At 39.6% G+C, this 19,931-nt stretch carries 19 protein-coding genes, 2 pseudogenes and 1 riboswitch; of the genes and pseudogenes, 1 reads left to right on the plus strand and 20 read right to left on the minus strand.

Annotated features, from left to right (window positions below; all coding sequences use genetic code 11):
- Window positions 1-19 precede the first annotated feature (19 nt).
- From sugE to M8E35_RS11615, 8 genes are all read right to left on the minus strand, one after another.
- Window positions 20-337 (minus strand): quaternary ammonium compound efflux SMR transporter SugE, encoded by a 318-nt coding sequence (gene sugE, locus M8E35_RS11580; RefSeq protein WP_252469231.1) that lies wholly within the window; start codon window positions 335-337, stop codon window positions 20-22.
- 49 nt (window positions 338-386) lie between these two features.
- Window positions 387-486, minus strand: a riboswitch (guanidine-I (ykkC/yxkD leader).
- A gap of 324 nt (window positions 487-810) precedes the next feature.
- Window positions 811-1,107, minus strand: coding sequence for a type I restriction enzyme HsdR N-terminal domain-containing protein (locus M8E35_RS11585; protein WP_252469232.1), 297 nt, complete (start codon window positions 1,105-1,107; stop codon window positions 811-813).
- Between the two features lie 924 nt (window positions 1,108-2,031).
- A complete protein-coding gene (locus M8E35_RS11590; RefSeq protein WP_252469233.1) occupies window positions 2,032-2,295 on the minus strand; it encodes a hypothetical protein in 264 nt (87 codons plus the stop codon).
- A gap of 12 nt (window positions 2,296-2,307) precedes the next feature.
- Window positions 2,308-2,490 (minus strand): hypothetical protein, encoded by a 183-nt coding sequence (locus M8E35_RS11595; protein ID WP_252469234.1) that lies wholly within the window; start codon window positions 2,488-2,490, stop codon window positions 2,308-2,310.
- 16 nt (window positions 2,491-2,506) lie between these two features.
- Window positions 2,507-3,736 carry an MFS transporter gene (locus M8E35_RS11600; protein WP_252469235.1) on the minus strand — a complete coding sequence of 410 codons (1,230 nt, stop codon included), beginning with the start codon at window positions 3,734-3,736 and terminating at the stop codon, window positions 2,507-2,509.
- Between the two features lies 1 nt (window position 3,737).
- On the minus strand, window positions 3,738-4,469 hold the full coding sequence (locus M8E35_RS11605; protein ID WP_252469236.1) for an ABC transporter permease: 732 nt from the start codon (window positions 4,467-4,469) through the stop codon (window positions 3,738-3,740).
- Window positions 4,462-5,190 (minus strand): ABC transporter ATP-binding protein, encoded by a 729-nt coding sequence (locus M8E35_RS11610; RefSeq protein ID WP_252469237.1) that lies wholly within the window; start codon window positions 5,188-5,190, stop codon window positions 4,462-4,464. Before M8E35_RS11610 ends, M8E35_RS11605 begins: the two co-directional genes overlap by 8 nt.
- 83 nt (window positions 5,191-5,273) lie before the next feature.
- On the minus strand, window positions 5,274-5,927 hold the full coding sequence (locus M8E35_RS11615; protein WP_252469238.1) for a TetR/AcrR family transcriptional regulator: 654 nt from the start codon (window positions 5,925-5,927) through the stop codon (window positions 5,274-5,276).
- Between the two features lie 181 nt (window positions 5,928-6,108).
- Here M8E35_RS11615 and M8E35_RS11620 point away from each other — a divergent pair, with 181 nt between their 5' ends.
- The gene (locus M8E35_RS11620; protein ID WP_252469239.1) at window positions 6,109-6,267 is read left to right on the plus strand and encodes a helix-turn-helix domain-containing protein; all 159 of its coding nucleotides are present in this window, start codon (window positions 6,109-6,111) and stop codon (window positions 6,265-6,267) included.
- On the opposite strand, the gene M8E35_RS11625 is transcribed toward M8E35_RS11620, so the two are convergent.
- The 12 genes and pseudogenes from M8E35_RS11625 to M8E35_RS11680 all read right to left on the minus strand — a co-directional run bounded on the left by M8E35_RS11625 (window position 6,226) and on the right by M8E35_RS11680 (window position 19,910).
- Complete coding sequence (locus M8E35_RS11625; RefSeq protein WP_252469240.1) at window positions 6,226-7,071, minus strand: nitroreductase family protein; 846 nt, start codon at window positions 7,069-7,071, stop codon at window positions 6,226-6,228. The genes M8E35_RS11620 and M8E35_RS11625 overlap by 42 nt on opposite strands.
- A 357-nt stretch (window positions 7,072-7,428) precedes the next feature.
- Window positions 7,429-8,137: pseudogene (locus M8E35_RS11630) on the minus strand (alpha/beta hydrolase).
- Complete coding sequence (locus tag M8E35_RS11635; RefSeq protein ID WP_252469241.1) at window positions 8,134-8,553, minus strand: pyridoxamine 5'-phosphate oxidase family protein; 420 nt, start codon at window positions 8,551-8,553, stop codon at window positions 8,134-8,136. Before M8E35_RS11635 ends, M8E35_RS11630 begins: the two are co-directional and overlap by 4 nt.
- Before the next feature lie 92 nt (window positions 8,554-8,645).
- Entirely contained in the window at window positions 8,646-9,005 is a 360-nt protein-coding gene (locus tag M8E35_RS11640) for a winged helix-turn-helix transcriptional regulator (RefSeq protein ID WP_252469242.1), read from the minus strand.
- Between the two features lie 161 nt (window positions 9,006-9,166).
- Window positions 9,167-9,793, minus strand: coding sequence for a type 1 glutamine amidotransferase family protein (locus M8E35_RS11645; RefSeq protein WP_252469243.1), 627 nt, complete (start codon window positions 9,791-9,793; stop codon window positions 9,167-9,169).
- A 119-nt stretch (window positions 9,794-9,912) separates the two neighbouring features.
- Window positions 9,913-10,875 carry a helix-turn-helix transcriptional regulator gene (locus M8E35_RS11650; RefSeq protein WP_252469244.1) on the minus strand — a complete coding sequence of 321 codons (963 nt, stop codon included), beginning with the start codon at window positions 10,873-10,875 and terminating at the stop codon, window positions 9,913-9,915.
- A 683-nt stretch (window positions 10,876-11,558) separates the two neighbouring features.
- Window positions 11,559-11,864 carry a hypothetical protein gene (locus tag M8E35_RS11655; RefSeq protein WP_252469245.1) on the minus strand — a complete coding sequence of 102 codons (306 nt, stop codon included), beginning with the start codon at window positions 11,862-11,864 and terminating at the stop codon, window positions 11,559-11,561.
- A 679-nt stretch (window positions 11,865-12,543) separates the two neighbouring features.
- Window positions 12,544-13,341: a hypothetical protein gene (locus tag M8E35_RS11660; protein WP_252469246.1), complete on the minus strand. Its 798-nt coding sequence runs from the start codon at window positions 13,339-13,341 to the stop codon at window positions 12,544-12,546.
- Between the two features lie 484 nt (window positions 13,342-13,825).
- Window positions 13,826-14,102: pseudogene (locus M8E35_RS11665) on the minus strand (23S rRNA (uracil(1939)-C(5))-methyltransferase RlmD); the annotation flags it as partial.
- A gap of 3 nt (window positions 14,103-14,105) precedes the next feature.
- Window positions 14,106-18,449, minus strand: a complete 4,344-nt coding sequence (gene polC / locus M8E35_RS11670; protein ID WP_252469247.1) for a DNA polymerase III subunit alpha — start codon at window positions 18,447-18,449, stop codon at window positions 14,106-14,108.
- Between the two features lie 370 nt (window positions 18,450-18,819).
- On the minus strand, window positions 18,820-19,401 hold the full coding sequence (locus tag M8E35_RS11675; protein WP_252469426.1) for a Uma2 family endonuclease: 582 nt from the start codon (window positions 19,399-19,401) through the stop codon (window positions 18,820-18,822).
- 152 nt (window positions 19,402-19,553) lie between these two features.
- A complete protein-coding gene (locus M8E35_RS11680; protein WP_309446464.1) occupies window positions 19,554-19,910 on the minus strand; it encodes a rhomboid family intramembrane serine protease in 357 nt (118 codons plus the stop codon).
- Between the last annotated feature and the right edge of the window lie 21 nt (window positions 19,911-19,931).

Genomic DNA, 19,931 nt, shown 5'->3' on the forward strand with positions numbered 1-19,931 from the left:
TGTGCGGATCGGAGAAAAACTATACAGAAGTAAGTTTTAACCCTATAATACCCACCATTATCAAGCATAGAAATAAAATTCGCAAGATATTAGCGGGCTCATTGAAAAGGAAAATACCAATCAACACTACACCTAAAGCACCAATTCCTGTCCAAATAGCATATGCTGTGCCAATTGGGAGTGACTTAATAGCAAGTGACAATAAATAAAAGCTGACTACCACGCCTCCCAATGTAATCAAAGATGGGAATAATTTCGTGAATCCATGAGAGTATTTAAGTCCTATTGCCCATATCACTTCAAAAACTCCTGCAATTACTAAATAGATCCAAGCCATGTTTTCACCTCCATTACAAAAAATAAAGCCTGAAAGATACCATCTTGATATCTCCCAGGCTTTTATCCTTCCGTGACACAGCTATAAAACTGTGAGTTCTCTCTTGGTCACAGACCAGTTAAAACTGCGGAACCCTAGAGAACTTTTATTATTAACTTTTTATAAGCAAAACTCTTTCAAACTAATCATTAGTATATATTTATTTAATCAATAAATATATATCCTTTGTATGGTGAATTATCCATATCGATGAAATCATTTCCCACATAGGGCATCTCCTATTATAAAAAGAGAAAATATCCTATACATTTATGCTCCTTTTATCCTAATAGCGTGTTGTCAGATTTTAGCCCGCTATATTTTCTATACATCTGTGATTCCAATTAGTGTTGGACAATTTGCAAATTTGTGCGGGTTAGGGTAATCGGAAATGTTTTCAAATTCAAGTTTTCCAGTAAGAATGTTTGTCTTTTTCACAATACCCCAAAATTCGGGATAAGCACCTCTTTAATTTGATAAACAGTCCCATACTGAAGACTGGACTGAGCTAAAATAATCTTAACCTGTTCAACAGGTATAGTATCGCTTGTCACAAAAACTATCAAATAAGGAACTGATGGCTCCTTAGTTACAACTAAATCCGCTTTAAACGTACTCCCATCTTTCAGAAAAACTGGATAATCAATAATTACATGTTCCTCTGGATATTTGTAAGCATTAATAAGCAGGTTTTTTGCACTAATTATTATTTCTCTGTTATTATTTTCCAAAACCTGTTATCCTTTCTTCAAGTATTTTCTATGTCAAATCTGATGTTGAAAATTCAAAGCTGTGTTAGAAGCAATTCAGCAGCCAGATCCGCTTCCTTTTTGTCATTGAAGAACAGCTCTTGAATAAGCTTCTGTTCTTCATCGGTTAAGGCATGGATTGCCAGCCACAGATTTCGGAGCTGCTCCTGAGTGATGAGTGTGTCCTCAATGCTCGGTTGAAACTTAACAACGAGATAATCTGTGCTGACACCATCCTCTTGGAAACGCTCCAGCGAAAGCTCGCACTGGCGGATCAGCTTATTGCGGTAACGCTCGGCCTCTCGCTCTTGATGGTAGGCATGGTAGATCGTTTCGCTTACCTCTACCCGCTGGCTCTTTACAACTATCGTATATCTTTAATTCTCTGACATATTCTTGTCCTCCAAATTTTCAAAATGTGATTGAAAACGAAGGACAAGAGGCGGCGATCTGCACCGATACTCAATATCAGGGGAAAGTAAAAGAGCATACAAACGGATGTGATAATCCGCTTGTATGCTCTCAAATGATTTTTCGTATTTATTCTGTTCTGTCAGTTCGTGTCGTTGGCCACACTCTGTCGCTGGGGGTGGCAGGCTTTTTTTAATGGTTCACACAGCAAAGAAAACAAAAAGAACACAACGATACCCTCCTTGTACTGCCGTGTCCTAAAAAAGGGTGAACTTAATACGTCCCCTGAATTCTGATTTTTTTAAAGAAAACAGCAGCTTGATTTTAAAAAAATCAAAACCGCTGCATGGCCGCCAGTGTGCAATTTCAGCATGGGAAATCAACTGCCCAAACTACGGTTTTTTTTATTCGCCGCTTGGTAGTTTACAAGTTCTAATTAAATTGGTGAGCATTTCATACTCACAGAAGCTACACTGAGCAGAATGTTTATAAAACTTACTGCTTGTCCTTTATAGTATTTGAAACAACTGTGCAAACACCTGCCACACAGCCTGCAACGCCCCATAATGAACCATAGATAGTCCCAACTGTTCCGGCTATGAATAGCCCTACGCCCACAGTTTTGCCAATGGCTGATCCAATTCTTCTAACTTGAGGGGATGGATGAGTGAGCTTGTCAACAGTATATAGGGATTTTTTCAAGGTGTCGCTCGATACTTTTTGTGTTCTACTTAGTAGCCTTTCGTTATATTTTTTCACATTAAATCTCCTTTAAGCGTTAAATAAGTTAAAGTTAATGACTGCGCTAATTAAAGCAACCACACCGATTACAATTAGCCATACAGCCCATTTGCTTTTTGTTCCTTTGATTTTTGCCAAGCCCATTACAATAATCCCTACTACAATTAAAGCGATTGAAATAATAGTGCCAACAATAAAACCAATATGCATCATTCTACCTCCATGTTGATTATAAATTTTTAAATATGTTTTTTGAAAATAAGGCTATACAGCCCGATGAAACCGCTGCGCCAATGACTATAAAGTATGGTGCAGCTCCAAAGGCATCAAACAAAAATCCATATATTGCTTGACCGAGGGGTTGAGCGCACATGGACAATGCCATAACACAGGAGAGGACTTTCCCGGTTAGCTGTGTGGGCGTTTCTCCTTGAATAAAAGTAAGCATCTGCACCGTCACCATTGTTGCAACGCACATAAGGAAGAAGCAGCTTGCACTAATCACGAAGTAGCTGATTAAAGGGGGCAAATTAAGCCACAATGTAGCGGCAATGGGCAACAGCAATCCGGCGGTAATCAGCAAAAGTAGATGTAGTTTTTTAATGTTTAGCTTTTTGCCAAGCACCCCTGTAAGAATTCCGCCAACAAGTCCTCCTGCTGCCAGTGCCCCCTGCGAAAGGCCGTATAACTGGTCGGACAAACCGAGCGTCAATGTAATAAGCACAGGCATAGACACAATGAGCATTGAGCTTAAAAACAGGTTGAATGCACAGATAATGCCAATGCTTTTTAAAATAACCGGCTTATCCTTGCGCATAAATAAGAAACTATCATAAAAGTCCTGCTTTACAATATTGAAAACACCTTGTTTTGCTTTGATTCTTGTGTGTGGAATTTTTATAAATAGTTCCATAACCGCCGAAACGAAAAAGCAAATTCCACCTACTAAGACAATCGGAGTAATTCCCCACAGTCCAAAAAGCACACCGCCCAAAATAGGAGCTATAATTCCAGAAAGGGCATTGACCTGATTGATAATCGCATTAGCCGACAGCAAATGCTCTTTGCCCTGCAAAAGCGGCATACTTGCCTGTACCGCTGGCTGATATGCACCCTGTATGCCGTAAAGGAACATGAGCGTTATAATAAGGAGGCTTACCAAATCAACCTTACCAAGCATTAAGTAAAGTACGAGCATCAAAGCCGCAGTTAAAAAGTCAAGTGTCACCATAATATTTCTCTTGTTCACTCTGTCCGCAATAATACCGCCTAATGGAGTAAGTATAATCATCGGCACAAAGGAAAGGGCTGTTACAATACCGAAAAGTGATGCCGAGCCTGTTTGGTTCAGTAGAAACAAGGGCAGCGCAAAACGGACGATACCGTTGCCGAACAGCGAGATAATCTGCCCAATTACCACCAAGGTAAAATCTTTGTGGAACAGCTTTTTTTGTTCCATATTACACCGCTTCCATCTTGTTCACCTTTGACAGCAACTCCAAGAAAACGATTAGTCCGATAACAAGCAGAATTGCCATTCCAATCAACATAATCGTAAAGGTGCGATCGGGAAACATAGAAAATAAATTGCCGCAGGGACCAACCAATATAATGGCTGAAACAATCGTCCATGACAACGATTTTTTAATAAACCCAATACGCATTGCCACAAGCCCTACCGATGCGGCAAGTAGTGATAACACAGCGGTGGTTTTAAGGAGATACAAAAACTCGCTCGTTGTAAATGTTTCCGGCAATATCCCTACCGCATTTGAGATAGCACCGAATAACGAAATCACAGCGATATTACAGGTAAACATTGCAATGCATGTAAAGCTGAAAACCAAGATGCACTTGGCAAACAATATCCGGCTTCGCTTAACAGGATAAGAGAACAAATGAATTGCTTTCTTTCCAGCGTATTCCTCTACCGTGAATTTTGCATTCATAATTGCCGACATAACAGTAAAGGCACCTAAAGATATTGTACCAATCAGCGGTATACAGCCTTTCCAAGTCATAAAGATTTCAAAAGCCGTATCACTGGGCAATACACCTTTTGAGGCTTCTATTTGCGGGCCGTAACCGAACAAAAAGCAAAACCCAAGCACGACAATTGCGATTATAATGCTTGAAATGAGATAAGTGCTGATTTTGTTTCGCCGTAGCTCTAAGCCAATTAGCTTAATCATTATATTTTCCTCCTCTCATTTTTCCTATAAGATAATTTTCCAAATTGTTTTGATGTGTGTTTTTAAGTTCCTCCATATTTGCTACCTCAATTAAGGTGCCGTTTGCAATCACAACCACACGCTCCACAGTCTGTTCAACCTCGCTCAAAATGTGACTTGAAAGCAGGATGGTCATACCTTCATTTTTGAGTGAAATAAATAGCTCACGCATTTCTCTGATAGCAACAGGATCAAGTCCGTTAATCGGCTCGTCAAGCAGCAGTACCTTTGGTCTGTGGATGATACTGCGGGCAATGCCCAAACGCTGACGCATACCGAGTGAAAATTTTGATACAGGTTTATTTCCCACATCAGGAAGACCGACATGGCTGAGTGCTTTGTCAATATCAGCACTTACGCCCATATATTCAAGATGAATAGATAGATTTTGCGATGCCGATAGATGCTCATAAAAGTATGGTACTTCAATTAAGCTTCCAATATTTTGGAGTACCTTATTCCTTTGCTTCCATGAGTTTTCACCAAAAACATAAGCCCCGCCCTCCGTTGGCTCAAGGAGTCCGGCGATGAGCTTTAATAGAGTCGTTTTTCCTGCGCCATTTACGCCTAATATACCGTAAATCTCACCCTGCGCCACCTTGATTTCAAGACGATTTAATACCGCCTTGCCGTCAAACTCCTTGCTTAGATTTTTCGTCTGTACTGCTATTTGGGTATCCATATTTCCTCCTTAGAAACCGACTAGCGGTTTTTATTTCTTTTTAAAAAAACTGCCGCTATGGCAGCTATCTTTAGCTGAATTTTTTACCCTACGAAACCGCCCATTTTATCATAAGCATTCATCATTGCCACTATAAAATCATCGTCTATGATATCTAACCCAAGCAGGCACGTAAGGGATTTCAAATAATTTAACCGTTTCCTTGTTTGAGAAAAATCACGATCAAAAAGAACTGGATTCATCCAAAAGTTCAGAAGCAACAAAAATACTTCCCCGCATAACTCCGGGTCAGCCGTATGGATAGAACCATCCTCCACCCCAGCCGCTATCATCTTGCTAATAATTGGTGCATCCAGTTTGACGCAATTCTGAATGCCACTCACAACAAAATGTGGATTTTTAACCTGTACACTCAAAACAATATCAAGTGCGTGGGTTTCTGTGTCAGTTGCGATGTGGTGCAATATTTTTTTAAGCTTTTCTTTTGAATTTGGCGCAGGGGTGTTTTGTATGAGGTCGTTTAAAGTTTCGTAAACATGCTGCGAGCGCTTTTCTATGACTGCCTCTAAAATTTCCTCTTTAGATTTGAAGTGATGATAAACTCCACCCTTTGAAATACTAAGCGCATCCATAATGTCTTGTATGCTTGTCTGCTCATAACCCTTTTCAATGAATAGCTTTGCGGATGTACTTAGTATTTTCTCCAGCGTTTGTTCCGGGTATTTGTTGCGTCCCATAGTTCGCCTCCTTTAAAACCGACCATCGGTTTGTATATATGATATCATGTAGGCCATTAATTGTCAATATTATAATTTATGCATTTCAAATCAGTTCTAATTAATCGTATAAAACACGAACCTACAGAACGTTCCTCTTTCATCACCTGTACTGTAAAATGGTGTAGGAGGTGAACTGTGAATGGAGAATATTATAAAACAGCTTGGGCAGACAATCAAAACGGCAAGGCAAGCAGCCGGATTAACACAGGATATGCTTGGCGAGCGAGCCGATGTAACAGGCCGGTACATAATGGCTTTAGAAAACGAAAGCAAAAAGCCGGGCTTCGATGTGCCTTGAGGCGACAAAAAAGATGCCGTTTGAAGCTGGTGGGGCCTTGGCGGCAGAATACTTAACAAAAAGCTTATAAAATTCTCTATAATCTGCAACAGCAATTAATTCTTCATCCTTTTTTTGCCCAGCATACACCATTCGTTTAAATTCATATCCTTTATTCTTCAAAGCAATTTCCATAAAACAAAGAAATATGCCCATATCAATACTATTATAATACGGACGTCTACCTTCCGGTATCATTGAACGAGCTTTCGTTGAACAATATATTTGAATATCATCGTCCTCACAAAAAACACGCCATGGCTGAGAATTACACGAACTTGGCGCATACCTAACTACATTTGCCACATCTACAAAACGTTCGTCATTCCAAATAATCTCTAATTCTTTGCGTTTTGCTTTCGTATAATCTTTTCTGAATTCTACCGAACGACCTTTACCCAAAGCCAACATAATCACATAATCCAAACCGTCATACTGTTGCTCAGTAGTTTTCCCCATGCCATACCAACATGCGCCGATATTTTCGGAGGCCATCCACAAATCGAGTTGCTCCAAAACGTATCCAATGTTCAAAAGATAATTCTCTTTTTTTTCACTGTAAACCAAAAGGCAGTATTCTCCTCGTTTACACGTTGTTTTTTCTCGCTTAACGATCTGATATTTTAGGTTAATGTCATCGACTAAAGGTGAAAGCTTGTAAAGCTTCTCCTCAATCTTCTGCAATTCCTCATTTGATAACGAAAGTGTATCATCAAAGCGTCTGAACGATTTTCGCTTAAATATCATGTCATACAAATCATGCAAGATTTTTCTCTCCCTTTATAGAACATATTCAGAGAGTAAAAGATTATAAAATAATATTCAACTTAATTTTTAAAATTATCCTTTCGCAGCAGCAGAACCACAACCTCACAAGCCCCGTAAATTACCGTTTAATATTAAGTTATTCGTTATTGCATACAATCTCACATTTCATAATTTTTTTAGACAATAAAAAGAAGAGGCTATGTTTATTCAGTAACGAAGAACATAGCCTCTTAGATAAATGCCTGATGATAGCTTTATTAAGTTATTTTTGGTTTATATAGACCCCAAGGTATCAAGATTTATAAACTCAATACCTTGGGGTCTAACTATTTCATTTTATAGTGTTCAATATACTTATTTCATGATGATATGATCTTTTAGCCACTGCCTGAAAAATTGCAGTTGTACATCCGTATGAAAGTAATGTTCGCCATCTTCCATTATCACTAAATCACAATTGTATTGCTTAGCATATGAAGATACTACATCAAACTCGCACAATTCATCTTTCGAGCCATATAGAATTGATGTTGGCTTATCCCAATCTTGAATAGGATGGGACTTTACATAGCAATAATAATCCCAATACAAGATCTGCCCAATAGGCGTTACAATTTCCTTTTCAGTGCTTAACCTATCTTCGCTTATATCAAACCATGTCATCATGTTATTTATAATGCGTTCCATGTTTACCACAGGTGAAAGAAATAAGCACTGTTTTAACGATAAATTGTAATATGCCAGCAGACTGAAATATGCGCCCATGCTGCAAGCAAATACACTTATATTATTTGATATTGATTGAGCATAGTTTATTACTGTATTAAGATCATGAACACAATTTTGAACCTTGCAGGCGTAGGTTTCATTTTTGCGTTCGCCGTGCTCCGGCAAATCAAAACTAAGCACCTGGCAGCCCATCGGAACTACTTCTTCTGCAAGTATGACGATAACATCATCAGCCTTGTTCGACATATTTCCATGTATTGCAACGAATAACTGATCTGAATTATTGCCCCATAAAATTGCAGGGATATTTTATTTTTAACTTTTTCTTTATCATACGATAAAGTCCTGTGAGCTAAAATTTGTATAGTACCTGCCACATTGCGCGGTAAATCTCAAAACGCAATAGTCGGGGTCAGTGACTCCCTTCGAGTAGTACATCGTATCACCATCTCGCCAAATCATTTCCTTGCTCTCCTCATCCTCCATTACTTCCATCGTACCCTTTAACATAGCACCGCGAAAAAACCGCTTGTCGCAAAAATAAATACATGCTTTGGAATTAGCACGGTATTGAGCCACACGCATGGAAGAAGTATTGGTGGTAAAATAAAAGACCTTGATACCCTCACGCTTTCTTGGTGGCAGCATGGCCTTTGTGTTCGGAAAGCCGTCTTGGCCGACTGAACTGATAAAAGCAACACTTTGTTTATCAATCAGATTTCCAATAGTTTGTCCTGCGTCCATTAGCATATGATTACCTCCCGTATAACGAAGAATTTTTATATCTTCATAGTAATACGAGAAGGCCCCGCCGTAAATCACCCACTTTTTTGTGGGCATGATCAATCAAGAAAACCTTTGGCTTTCAAAACATCTTCCATACCGTTTTCTTTCATGAGCTCTATACCAACGCTTTGCATAATTGCTACTGCTTCCAACAACTTTTTACCACGGTCAGTCAAAGAGTATTCTACTTTTAAAGGATATCCTTTGAAAGACCTCTTATCGATCAAGTTGTAATCACGGAGTTCCTTGAGTTGCTCCAGCAACATTTTTTGATTGATACCTTTGATTTCCCGCTCAAGCTGAGATAAGGATTTTCCACCTTTACCAAGTTGCCATAGAATAATCGGTTTCCATTTGCCTTTTGTAAGATCATGCGTTAGTTCCAAAGGGCATGTGTATTCTTCGCGTATTTTCATTTTGTCACCACCTATAGCTTAATTCAAAATTGTAAGCAATGAAGTTCTCAAATACTCTTTCCATTCTTTGTATTTTCACCTGATACTCCAATATATTTATTTACCATCAGCCACTTTTTTCCTCCTTAAATGGACATAACAGATCCTCGCTTATAACCTAATTATTGGATTGAATTCATCAACTCATAAAAACATTCGGATTTATGAGTCCTATAAAGATTATACCAAGCATCTAATGTTTTTGTAGAAAACACATCCAAAACTCTCAAGACATGTACTGAGAATTCCAATGGAGCTGTTCCTGAAGCAGTTATCAATTTTCCGTCAGTTACGGCAGACTCCTGTTTATAGTACTTTTCTCCCGCATAGTTAGGGCAGATCATTTTAAGATATTCCAAGTCATTGCTTGTATGCCATCTTGAATCCAGCAAACCTTTCTGAGCAAGACCTATTGTAGAACCACAAATCGCGGCTACAATAATACCTTCCTTTAAACACTGTTCTGCCTTTGACAATATAGATTCATGAATTGTTTCTGTCCATGTATTTCCGCCAGGTAAAATCAAGGCATCTGTATTTTCGATGCTGCACTCCTCTAGTACAATATCAGGTAATATCTTCAAACCTCCCATTGTAGTAACAGGAGTCTTTGTAACTCCCACAGTAACTATTTTTGATGGGGTTAATCCTTTCTTATAATATCTTCCGGAGTTCAGTTCAGCAGTTAAATAACCTACTTCACAATCTGCCATTGTATCAAATACATAAAGATATACAGCATTATTCATTTGCATGTCCTCCACTTTTTAATTTATCAAACGCTAATCAAACATCCATCCATGATAAAGATCAATGTTTATCTCAATGATAAAACAGCTTCACTGACAACTACTGTCAGTGAAGCTATCTACAATTGATAATATTCCATTAAATCCGATGCAACAGAAACAAGCTTTTTCTTTAAACTCTGCGGTTCTATTACTTGAATAGCCTTTCCGTAAGTCAGAAGATAATAAGGTACATATGAATGAATTGCTCTTTCGTCAAGTAAAAAAACTGCTTGATTTGACGTCCGCTCTTTCAGATGATGACCTAAAAACCAATGAATGCACAAATCGTCCAAAGCTTCTGACCTGCCACTGATAATTAATGAAACCACCACATCCTTACTTTCTGAATCCGGTAAAAGATTCTGCAAAAAAAATTTCCTGGCAGAAAAGGCTTCAGGCCTTTTAAACATCATTTGCGTCCTCTTTATCCGAAAAATCCGTTCAACCCGGAAACTACGAATCTCATCCCGTAAATGACAAAATCCAATAATATACCATTTATTGTTCCAATAAATTATTCCATATGGGTTAATCACTCTTGGATAGAACTGTTCTTCACTTTTTGAGCGATATTCAATTTCTACAGAATATTCGTTTGCTACAGATTGCTCTAATTCCTCCAATGCCACTTTCACAGAAGGGGCGATCTCTCGATTTATCACTTCAAAACCGACTAAATGGCGATTAAGAATACTTACCTGTTCTTGATTTGAATACAATTTCAATTTGTCGGTTGCTCTACTTAAAGCCTCACTAAAGGGGTATCCTGCCTCTCGTGCAAATACGGCAGCATGAAGAAGTGCTTTTTGTTCTTCCATATCAAAAAACAAAGGTGCTTGGATAAAATTGTTCAGTAAACTATATCCACCGTTTTGACCTGAGTCTGATATAATTGGTACTCCACTGGCGCATAGTGAATCAATATAACGGTAAACGGTTCGTATATTTATCTCCAATTTCTCCGCTATTTGCTTTGCAGTTATTTTTGCTCCTGAATTCAGCATCCATAGAATTGCTAGCATACAATCGTTTTTTGACACAGCACAAACCCCTTTTATCTAATCTCCCATCATTTTAAATGCTCGATGTCATCTATAAAACACCTTAAAAAGCGGGGCTAAGAGATGCACTTTTTAAGTCCAATTTTCGCCCATGTTTTGCCCCAAAACCACAACATCTTGTGGCAAAGTTCCTTATTAACCGTTTTGACCACATTTCGTCATCAGTATTACCGTCTCTACATTCCTTGAACGGTCAAAAAAGATGCCGCTTGCCGCTTGAAGCTGGTGGGGCCTTGGTGGCATTGGAACTTTTTTATCACTTTTTATTCTGCAACATTGTCTTGCTATTTTCACAAAACTCTTCACCGGAAATATCTCCATAAAATTGCAAGTCAAAAAATCCAGCCTTTCACCTCAAAGCTTTGCTTCATTAAACAACCGCTTTAATTTTTGCTTTCAGCTCATCAATGCTATAAACTTTGCCGCTAGCCTTTGAGTGAAGTGCTAAATGGCAGTTAGGGCAAACCGGGCGCAAATCATTTATTGGGTCATTCTATGATTCCCATTAATTATAGCACGCCTAGTTGCTTTACTTTCTTGCATTATGATAATAGGATTTTTTTCTTTCTCTGCAAAAAGAATATCCCATTTTTCAATCCTGATTTTATTATCTCTCTCATAATCATCTTGATAGTCCTCTGACATAATCGCAAGCAAATCGCTTATATTTGTAATGCGTAATCCTGTTTTCCAATACGAATTGGAAAGAGCACGTTTGCATCAAATAATTCATCTTTTATATTAATCTTTTCGTATTCATCAATACTTGGCAATAGTACTAATTGTCGCCATTTCTTTCTAAACCTATTTAAGTAATAAATTGAAAAAAGTCTTAAGGGATGCTCTCTTTTGAATTTATCTAAAATACACAATTCATAAGCTGATATGGATTTTTCCATCATTTCCTTATCATGCTGATACTTTTTTAAAATTTCTTCATGTATATAATTTTCTATATATGTGTTCATTGTAAATCTCCGCTCTTTTTCACTTAACGAGGTGGTGATTTAACTAATGTCTAATACCATTAAAAATAATACCACATAAAATGGTTTTCCAATAAGAGCCGATCATAATCTTCTCCATAATTTCGAATATCCAATTCAAGATCAGAATGCAAACACGGTTTAAGTTTACCAACCCTGTTACTGATAACCGTAGGCAGTTAATATTTCTTCCATAAGGAATCCATCATAAATTCATCACTCCTAAAAAAAATCAAATGTCATCTATAAAAAGCCCTAAAAAAACGGGTCAAAAAATGCATTTTTTTGACCCGTTTTTTGCTCTTTTTTTGCCCCCAAAACGCTATATATGGTGTCCAAACCGTCTTATTTGCCCTTTTGACCACTATTCGTCATCATTATTACGCACTCCACATGCCTTGAGTGCGTAATAATGATGCCCGTTAAGCCTGGTACCCCCTTGGCGTTAGTGTATATTTCCGAAAAATCGCATGTGAACGCAGTTTTTTTCAGACTCCACTTTCCACCTTTGCAAATTTAGCGCTTCCTGTTACCACTTTCTTCTTGGCAATTCGGCACCTACTTTTTGCTTTACAATTCAAATAAAATTGTAAGCAATAAAACCTTCAAAATCATGACATTATAGGACTCGTTTTATTTTGTAAGGACTTGTGAGCTGTTATTAAATTAATCCTTCTTTAACAAGATAGACGTTATTTAAAAAAAAGGATATCAGGGTTGTATTCTCCCAACCCGAACCAATTGGAACACTTGTATCACGTTGAAGAGTGCTTCCTAACAGGCTAATTAGTTCTCCGTTTCTGACAAGGTAGAGAGATCTCCCAGAACCCGTCAAAACTGTAGTGCCATCCCACTCTCCGGTCTTGCCATCAAATTCAAGAGTATATTGTTTCAGCCTAATTAGTTCATCATTTCGGAAAAGATAGATATACGAATCACCAGGTGCTGTTAATAAAGTAGCATCGGTCCATCCAGTGTCTTTTCCCTCTTCTTTGAGAGTTATGGCATTCATCTGAATTAAATCATCACCTCTAACAATATAGAGGTAGTGTCCCGAACCATCCATAAGTCTTGCATCTTCCCAACCTGAATCATGAAGACCAACAGGTTCAAGTTCAAAGTCCAGTTTAATAAGGTTACCATCTTTAATCACAAATATGTGCTGACCATCAGCACCAGCAATAAGTTTAGTGTTACTATAACCTCCAACTGTTTTAAGTATTTCGAGTTCAGGGTGGGTTTCCATTTTAATTAGATAATCCCCTATGACCAGAAAAACATATCGATAATAAGCTAATAATGCAGTTGTGTCCTCCCGTGTTGGGATGCTTTGAACAATATTTGTAAGGTTATTTTGATCGACTTTATATAAGATCCCATTTTGTCTTGGTTCAGTTATTAGATTTGTTGCATCACTTGGACGTAAATAAGCCCCTGCTATTGTATCCCTTTTATTCATATGTCTATACACCTCCAGTAGTTTATATTTTTTTTGATTAATACGCTTTCTTATCTTGACTTTTTTTCTCCAAAATATTCACTACTTTTTTGTTTTGATGTAGCTTTGAAATAAAGTCGTACTGTTTATAAAAAAGATGTACCGTTTTAAAGAAAGTTATACCGTCTTAAACTGTGGGGGATTTACGTAAATTATCCTGAATTTCGAAAGTACGATTCTCTGAAAACGTGAAAAGGGCTCCGAATCTTTGGTAGAATGGTGTTTGTCCAAACAACATCACCCAAAGAGAGGAGCACCCTTTTAGGTGAAGTTTACCACACCCGTCAGCAAAATCAAGACCGAATTTTCGCTGCGGCATGCAACGAGTTTTGATGTGACCCCCATAAGTTAGACTAAAAAATCTAACTTATGGGAGGTAAGTTCATTTTCAGCTCCTTTTTTGCCCCTTTTTTGTTCCAAAGCCACAACATCTAGTGGTTAAATCCTACTTTTTCGCCTCCGAACCACTATTCGTCATCATTATTATCGTTTCAACGTGCCCTGTCCACGGAAACATATCCACTGGCTGCACCTCAACCACCTATAGCCCCTGCTCTGCAGTATCCCCAGATCCCGTGCCAAAGTCCTCGAATTACAGGAGACATAGATGATCTGATCCAGCCCCAATTCCAACAATCGTCCAGCACTCTCCGGTATGCTCCTGCGCGGGGCAGATCGATGACGACGATATCTGGACGGTCAGGAATTTGCCGAAAGGTGTCTCATCAGATCACATCAAAAAGACTCATCTGATCACTTTCCGGAATTCCCTTAAAGCAGCCAAATTTTCGAAGTGAATCTATAGTAGCATTCCCGATCTTAGCCCGTTTCTTCACATCCTCTACGGAATTGAAGGGCTTTTCTTGGGCCGCGTTGTATAGACCTTCGGCTGCCACCGTTCCCATGCCGGATATGCTGTTGATGGGCGGCCTTATGCCCTCCTCCTCGAGCAGGAACTTTGTAGCATGGGATTTGTATAAATCAATGGGCAGGAATCTAAAACCCCTTTCATACATTTCCAAAACCAATTCCAAGTCATCGTACATATCCTTATCCTTAGGGGTGGCAAGGTTACCCAGTTCCTCAATTTCCTTCATTTTGGCCTTAACCTTTTCTTTGCCGAAGATCATAAATTCAGCGTCAAAGGCCTTGGCTCGAATGGTGAAGTAGGCTGCATAATAAGCCTGGGGTATGTGCACCTTAAACCAGGCTATGCGGAAGGCCATCATGACATAAGCAGCCGCATGGGCTTTAGGAAACATGTATTTTATTTTTCGGCAGGAATCAATATACCATTCCGGTACCTTATGCTTCCTCATTAAAGCTTCATATTCTGCCCATTTTTCAGGGTTCGATAAAGCCTTTCCTTTACGCACCAGCTCCATGATCTTAAACGCCGTATTGGGCGGCAGGCCTTTACTAATCAAATAAGTCATAATATCATCCCGGGTACACACCGCTTCACTTAGGGTCACGGTTCCCGCATCGATTAAGTCCTTGGCATTTCCCAGCCAGACATCCGTACCATGAGAAAGTCCGGATATACAGATTAAATCCGTGAAGGCTTTGGGCCTTGTATCTAAAAGCATTCCTCTGACGAACTTCGTGCCAAACTCAGGAATTCCAAAGGTTCCGACCTTAGAATTGATCTGCTCCGGGGTAACCTCTAAGGCTTCCGTGGAGGAGAATATTGACATGGTCTCCTTATCATCCATGGGTATCGTTAGAGGGTCCACTCCTGTGATATCCTGAAGCATTCGGATGACCGTCGGGTCGTCATGACCCAGGATATCCAGCTTTAAGAGGTTCGAATCAATGGAGTGATAATCAAAATGGGTGGTTATGATATCCGAATTGGAGTCATCGGCAGGATGTTGCACGGGGCAAAATTCAAAGATTTCTCGTCCCTTCGGTACGACGATGATTCCTCCCGGGTGCTGCCCTGAGGTTCGTTTTATCCCGGTGCAGCCTTTGGAGACTCTCAGAGTTTCTGCCTTGTTTACGGTACGGCTTTTTTCCTCATAATATTTTTTCACGTAGCCGAAGGCTGTTTTTTCGGCGATAGTACCGATGGTTCCGGCCTTAAAGGTTGTACCCTTGCCAAAGATGACCTCTGTATATTTATGGGCCTTGGCCTGATATTCTCCTGAAAAATTCAAGTCAATATCTGGCTCTTTATCCCCATTGAAGCCTAAGAAGGTCTCGAAGGGGATATCGATGCCATCCTTGGCTAGCTTTTCTCCGCAAACCGGACACACCTTATCAGGCAAGTCAAAGCCGATCTTAACCCCATAATCGGAGAAGTCCGAATGCTGGCAACTGGGACACCGGTAATGGGCCTGCAGGGCATTGACTTCCGTAATCCCGGTCATATAGGCAACAACCGAGGAACCCACCGATCCTCGAGAGCCGACCAGATAGCCATCCTCATTTGATTTCCAGACAAGCTTTTGAGCAATGATATACATGACAGAAAAGCCATTTTTGATGATGGAATCCAGCTCTCTATCCAGCCTTTGCTGAACAATTTCCGGCAAGGGGTCTCCATAGAGGGCATAGGCCTTCTCATAGGTAATATCCTTAATAGTCTGCTCACAGCCTTCAATATGAGGCGCGCACTTTTCCGCTGAAATAGGACTGATCGGCTGGCACATATCGGCCACCAGATTGGTGTTGGTTACCACCACCTCATGGGCTTTTGCCGCTCCTAGATAGGAAAATTCCTCTAGCATCTCCTCAGTTGTTTTTAAATATAAGGGGGCCTGATTATCCGCATCCTTAAAGCCTTGACCCGCTTCCAGGATTCGCCTGTAGATCTCATCTTCTGGATCCAGGAAGTGAACATCCCCGGTGGCGACGACAGGCTTGTTTAATTTTTTACCCAGAGCCACAATTTTGCGATTGATTTCCTTTAAATAGTCTTTGTCGGGCACCTGCTCTGTTCTGACCAAATAATCATTGTTCCCTAGAGGCTGGATTTCCAGATAATCGTAGTCCTTAGCAATGGCTTCAATTTCCTCATTGGATTTTCCAAGCAAGATGGCCTGGTAAAGCTCGCCTTCACTGCAGGCACTGCCCAGAATTAAACCTTCAGAGTATTTTTTATAAAGGCTTTTTAAGATCCGCGGTTTTTTATAAAAATAATCTAAGTGGGAATAGGAAACCAGCTTATATAAATTCTTTAATCCCACATAGTCCTTGGCTAAGATGATGGCATGATAGGTTTTAAGCTTCTTATACTCCACGCTCTTGGAATCTTCATCGGAGCCATAGCGATCAATATCCTCAAGGGTTTCCGCTCCACGTTGTTTTAGTTTTTCCAGCATAACTTTAAAAACTTTGACCGTGGTATCCACATCATCTAAGGCCCTGTGAGCTACCTCCACCTTGAAGCCCATGTTCTTAGCGATTCTTCCTAATTTATAGGTTTTGTAATCCGGAAAGAGCTCCTTGGCCAAGGACAAGGTATCTAAATAGGTGTAATCAAAGTCACAGCCTAAGACCCGGGCATTATGCTTTAAGAAACCCATATCAAATTCAGCATTATGGGCCACCAAAACGCTTCCCTCTATAAAATCCAGCAGTTTAGGAAAGACCTGTTCTATGGTTTCGGCATCTTTTACCATATCATCGGTTATGTTGGTAACCTCTACCACCCTAGCTGGAATGGGCTTTTTCGGATTAACAAAGCAACTGAACTGGTCGATGACCTTGCCATCTTTGAGTTTCATAATTCCTATTTCTGTGATCTTTTCCGTTACAGCTGAAAAGCCGGTAGTTTCCAAGTCCAACACACAATAGGTAGCATCAATGCTCTGACCCTTGGCGTTAGTTACCGAGGACTTTTTATCCGGTGTCAGATAGGCTTCCACTCCATAGATAACCTTCATGTTCGGATTATCTCGTCCTAAGAGCTTATGGGCCTCAGGAAAAGACTGCACTACGCCATGATCCGTTATGGCAATGGATTTCATACCCCAGCTCATAGCTCTTTTAATCAGATCCGTGGCACTGGTCATGGCATCCATCTGACTCATCTGGGTATGCATGTGCAGCTCGACCCGCTTCTCCTCTGCCCTATCCTGCCGCTGAGCCTTCTTCCTGCCTGGTGTTTCAACGATGGTATTGGCAATAAGCTCAATTTCCCCAGAAAACTGGCTAAGGCCTGCATTTCCAGCCAGCTTGACACCCTTAGCCTTTTTAAGCCTAGATACTATTTCACCATCTTCACCGGGCTTAATGAAGGCCTTACAGGTCATGGAACTCGTGCCGTCATATAAATCAAAGGAAATTAAGGTTTTTCCGCTTCTTAATTCCTTGGCTTCGATATTGGATAATTCACCCTGGATAGCTATCCTACCCTCATCCGGAGTAATGTCCGTAATTTTAATGACCGTGTCCTTAATATTCGCGTTTCTGCCTAAAATCAAGGAAGGATCGCCTTTTTTTCCGTCCTTTTCTCCTTTGAGTTCCGGCTTTATTGGCCCAGCTTCCTTAGGGAATTCAGAGGTATATTGGCTTGGTGTGGCCACTTCCCTTTGCAGAAGCATCGTTTCCTTCTCTTGTGTATCTTCTTGTAGCCTTTTTAATTCTTCACTGCTTACATTATCCACAAAATTGATTTGATAGGTGGCGTCGCAAAGATTTTTTATGGCCTCTTGGATCTTTTTATCGTAACCCCTCGCTTTTAATAAGTAGGATGCTGCCATTTTAAACGTAAACTTAATCGAATGATTTTCAGCAATTTCATAGTCACAAGTTTTGAGTGCCCCTTTTAAGACCGGATGTTTGTCGGCCAATGATGACAAAATACTTTCCAGCACCTCTTCTAAGGGCTTTCTTTGGGTTCCCTCAGTGTAAACGACTGTGATGAACGAATCGTTTAAGGCTAATCGTTCCCTTATAAACTGATTTAGGGATTCGATTTCACTGAGTTCAATATGTTTATCAGAACTGATTTCCATCTCCAGGGTTTTCGTACTTTTAGTTAAGACCACTGCTTGTACAATAGCAGTATTGAGGTTACCCTCTGCTTCATAATCGCTAAAAATTTCACTTATTTTTTTCATGTACTTCGTCAGTCTCTCCTAATAATTTTTCCGGTTAAAGAAAACTTGGCTAGCGCCCGCACGAAGACATTGTCTTCGCACGTGTTAGTCCCTCTTGCAGACACTGTCTTCGCACGTATTAGCACTTCTTGCAGTCACTGTCTTCGCACCGTATTAGCCTTCTTAATAGTATATACATTAAAGTTATACTTTCTGATTAGTAAAAAACAGACACGACTTGGTATTAAATCGTGCCTTATCTTATCTAATCTTATCATCAAAGACCTTCCTCTGAAAAGGTATATTTTTCAGAAGAAGGTCTTTTTTAGAATGAGATATTCTTGCCCATTGAATTTTTCAAATCGATCCACAACCGAAATTAGCTTACAGATCATTTAAATAACTCTTCAAGATTAATACTAAATCCCTTCAAAATCTCTGAATGGGCTATCCCTGTTTCCTTCAATACCTCTACCTGGTGATACTGCCCTTCCTCATTTAAACCATAGATTTGTACAGTATTCAAAAGAGGATTAACAATCCAATATTCTTTAACCCCATATTGCATATATAAATTAAGTTTCTTAACGAGATCATGCGCTTGATTTGAAGGAGATATAATTTCAATGATAATTTCAGGTGAACCAACATATTTATTTTCGCCAAGTTTCGTCTTATCACAGATAACTGATAAATCTGGAATGACCACCTTGATTTTTTCAGTTTGATCCCTTTGGTCTTCATCAGCTGTCCTAAGCTCAATGTCAAAGGGTGCCGGGAAAACTTCGCATTCTTTTCCTTCAAGGAAATTGAATAACTTCGCATGTAATCTACTGGAAATCCGCTGATGCTTCGTCGAAGGAGATGGAGTCATATACACAATCCCATCAATGTATTCTAATCTACTCTCGGAATTTTCCCTGAGTTTATTATATTCAGCGATTGTAATGACTTGAGGTTCAGTTAAGCTCACCATAAACACCCCTCATCTGCAAAGATTGATGTTTTTCCATATTATAACACAATCAACCTACACATTCTATCGATCCCCTCGTTAACTTCATGCTGAGCATGCTTGATGGCCTGAACAATGAACAAACTTTTGAAATTCGTTCTGAGCTAGAATTAAAAGTTTATTAATCTACGTCTGCGTGGAAGACCAAAAGCGGCACCGCAGATTCCTCCCAGAATATGGGATATATGAGCTATTCCATCTTTCGATCCAACACTTAATATCTCGCCCCCGAGATAAATAATTATAACCAATATGAGGGTGAGTGGAATTTTCCCATCCTTCATGCCTGCAACTGATGATAAGACTATCATCATAAATACAATACCACTTGCACCTAGTAATACAGTACTCGAAAATAAAACAACATGAAATAATCCAGACACCACTGCAGTGATCGCAATCATTAGTGACATACTCCCACCACCTAAGAGGTGGGGGCTTCTTGGGACGTACCGACTAATGCCGATATAATTACCAAGCTATCCCCA

Origin of the sequence: Desulfosporosinus nitroreducens (assembly GCF_023897015.1) — a bacterium.
Lineage (GTDB): Bacteria > Bacillota > Desulfitobacteriia > Desulfitobacteriales > Desulfitobacteriaceae > Desulfosporosinus > Desulfosporosinus nitroreducens.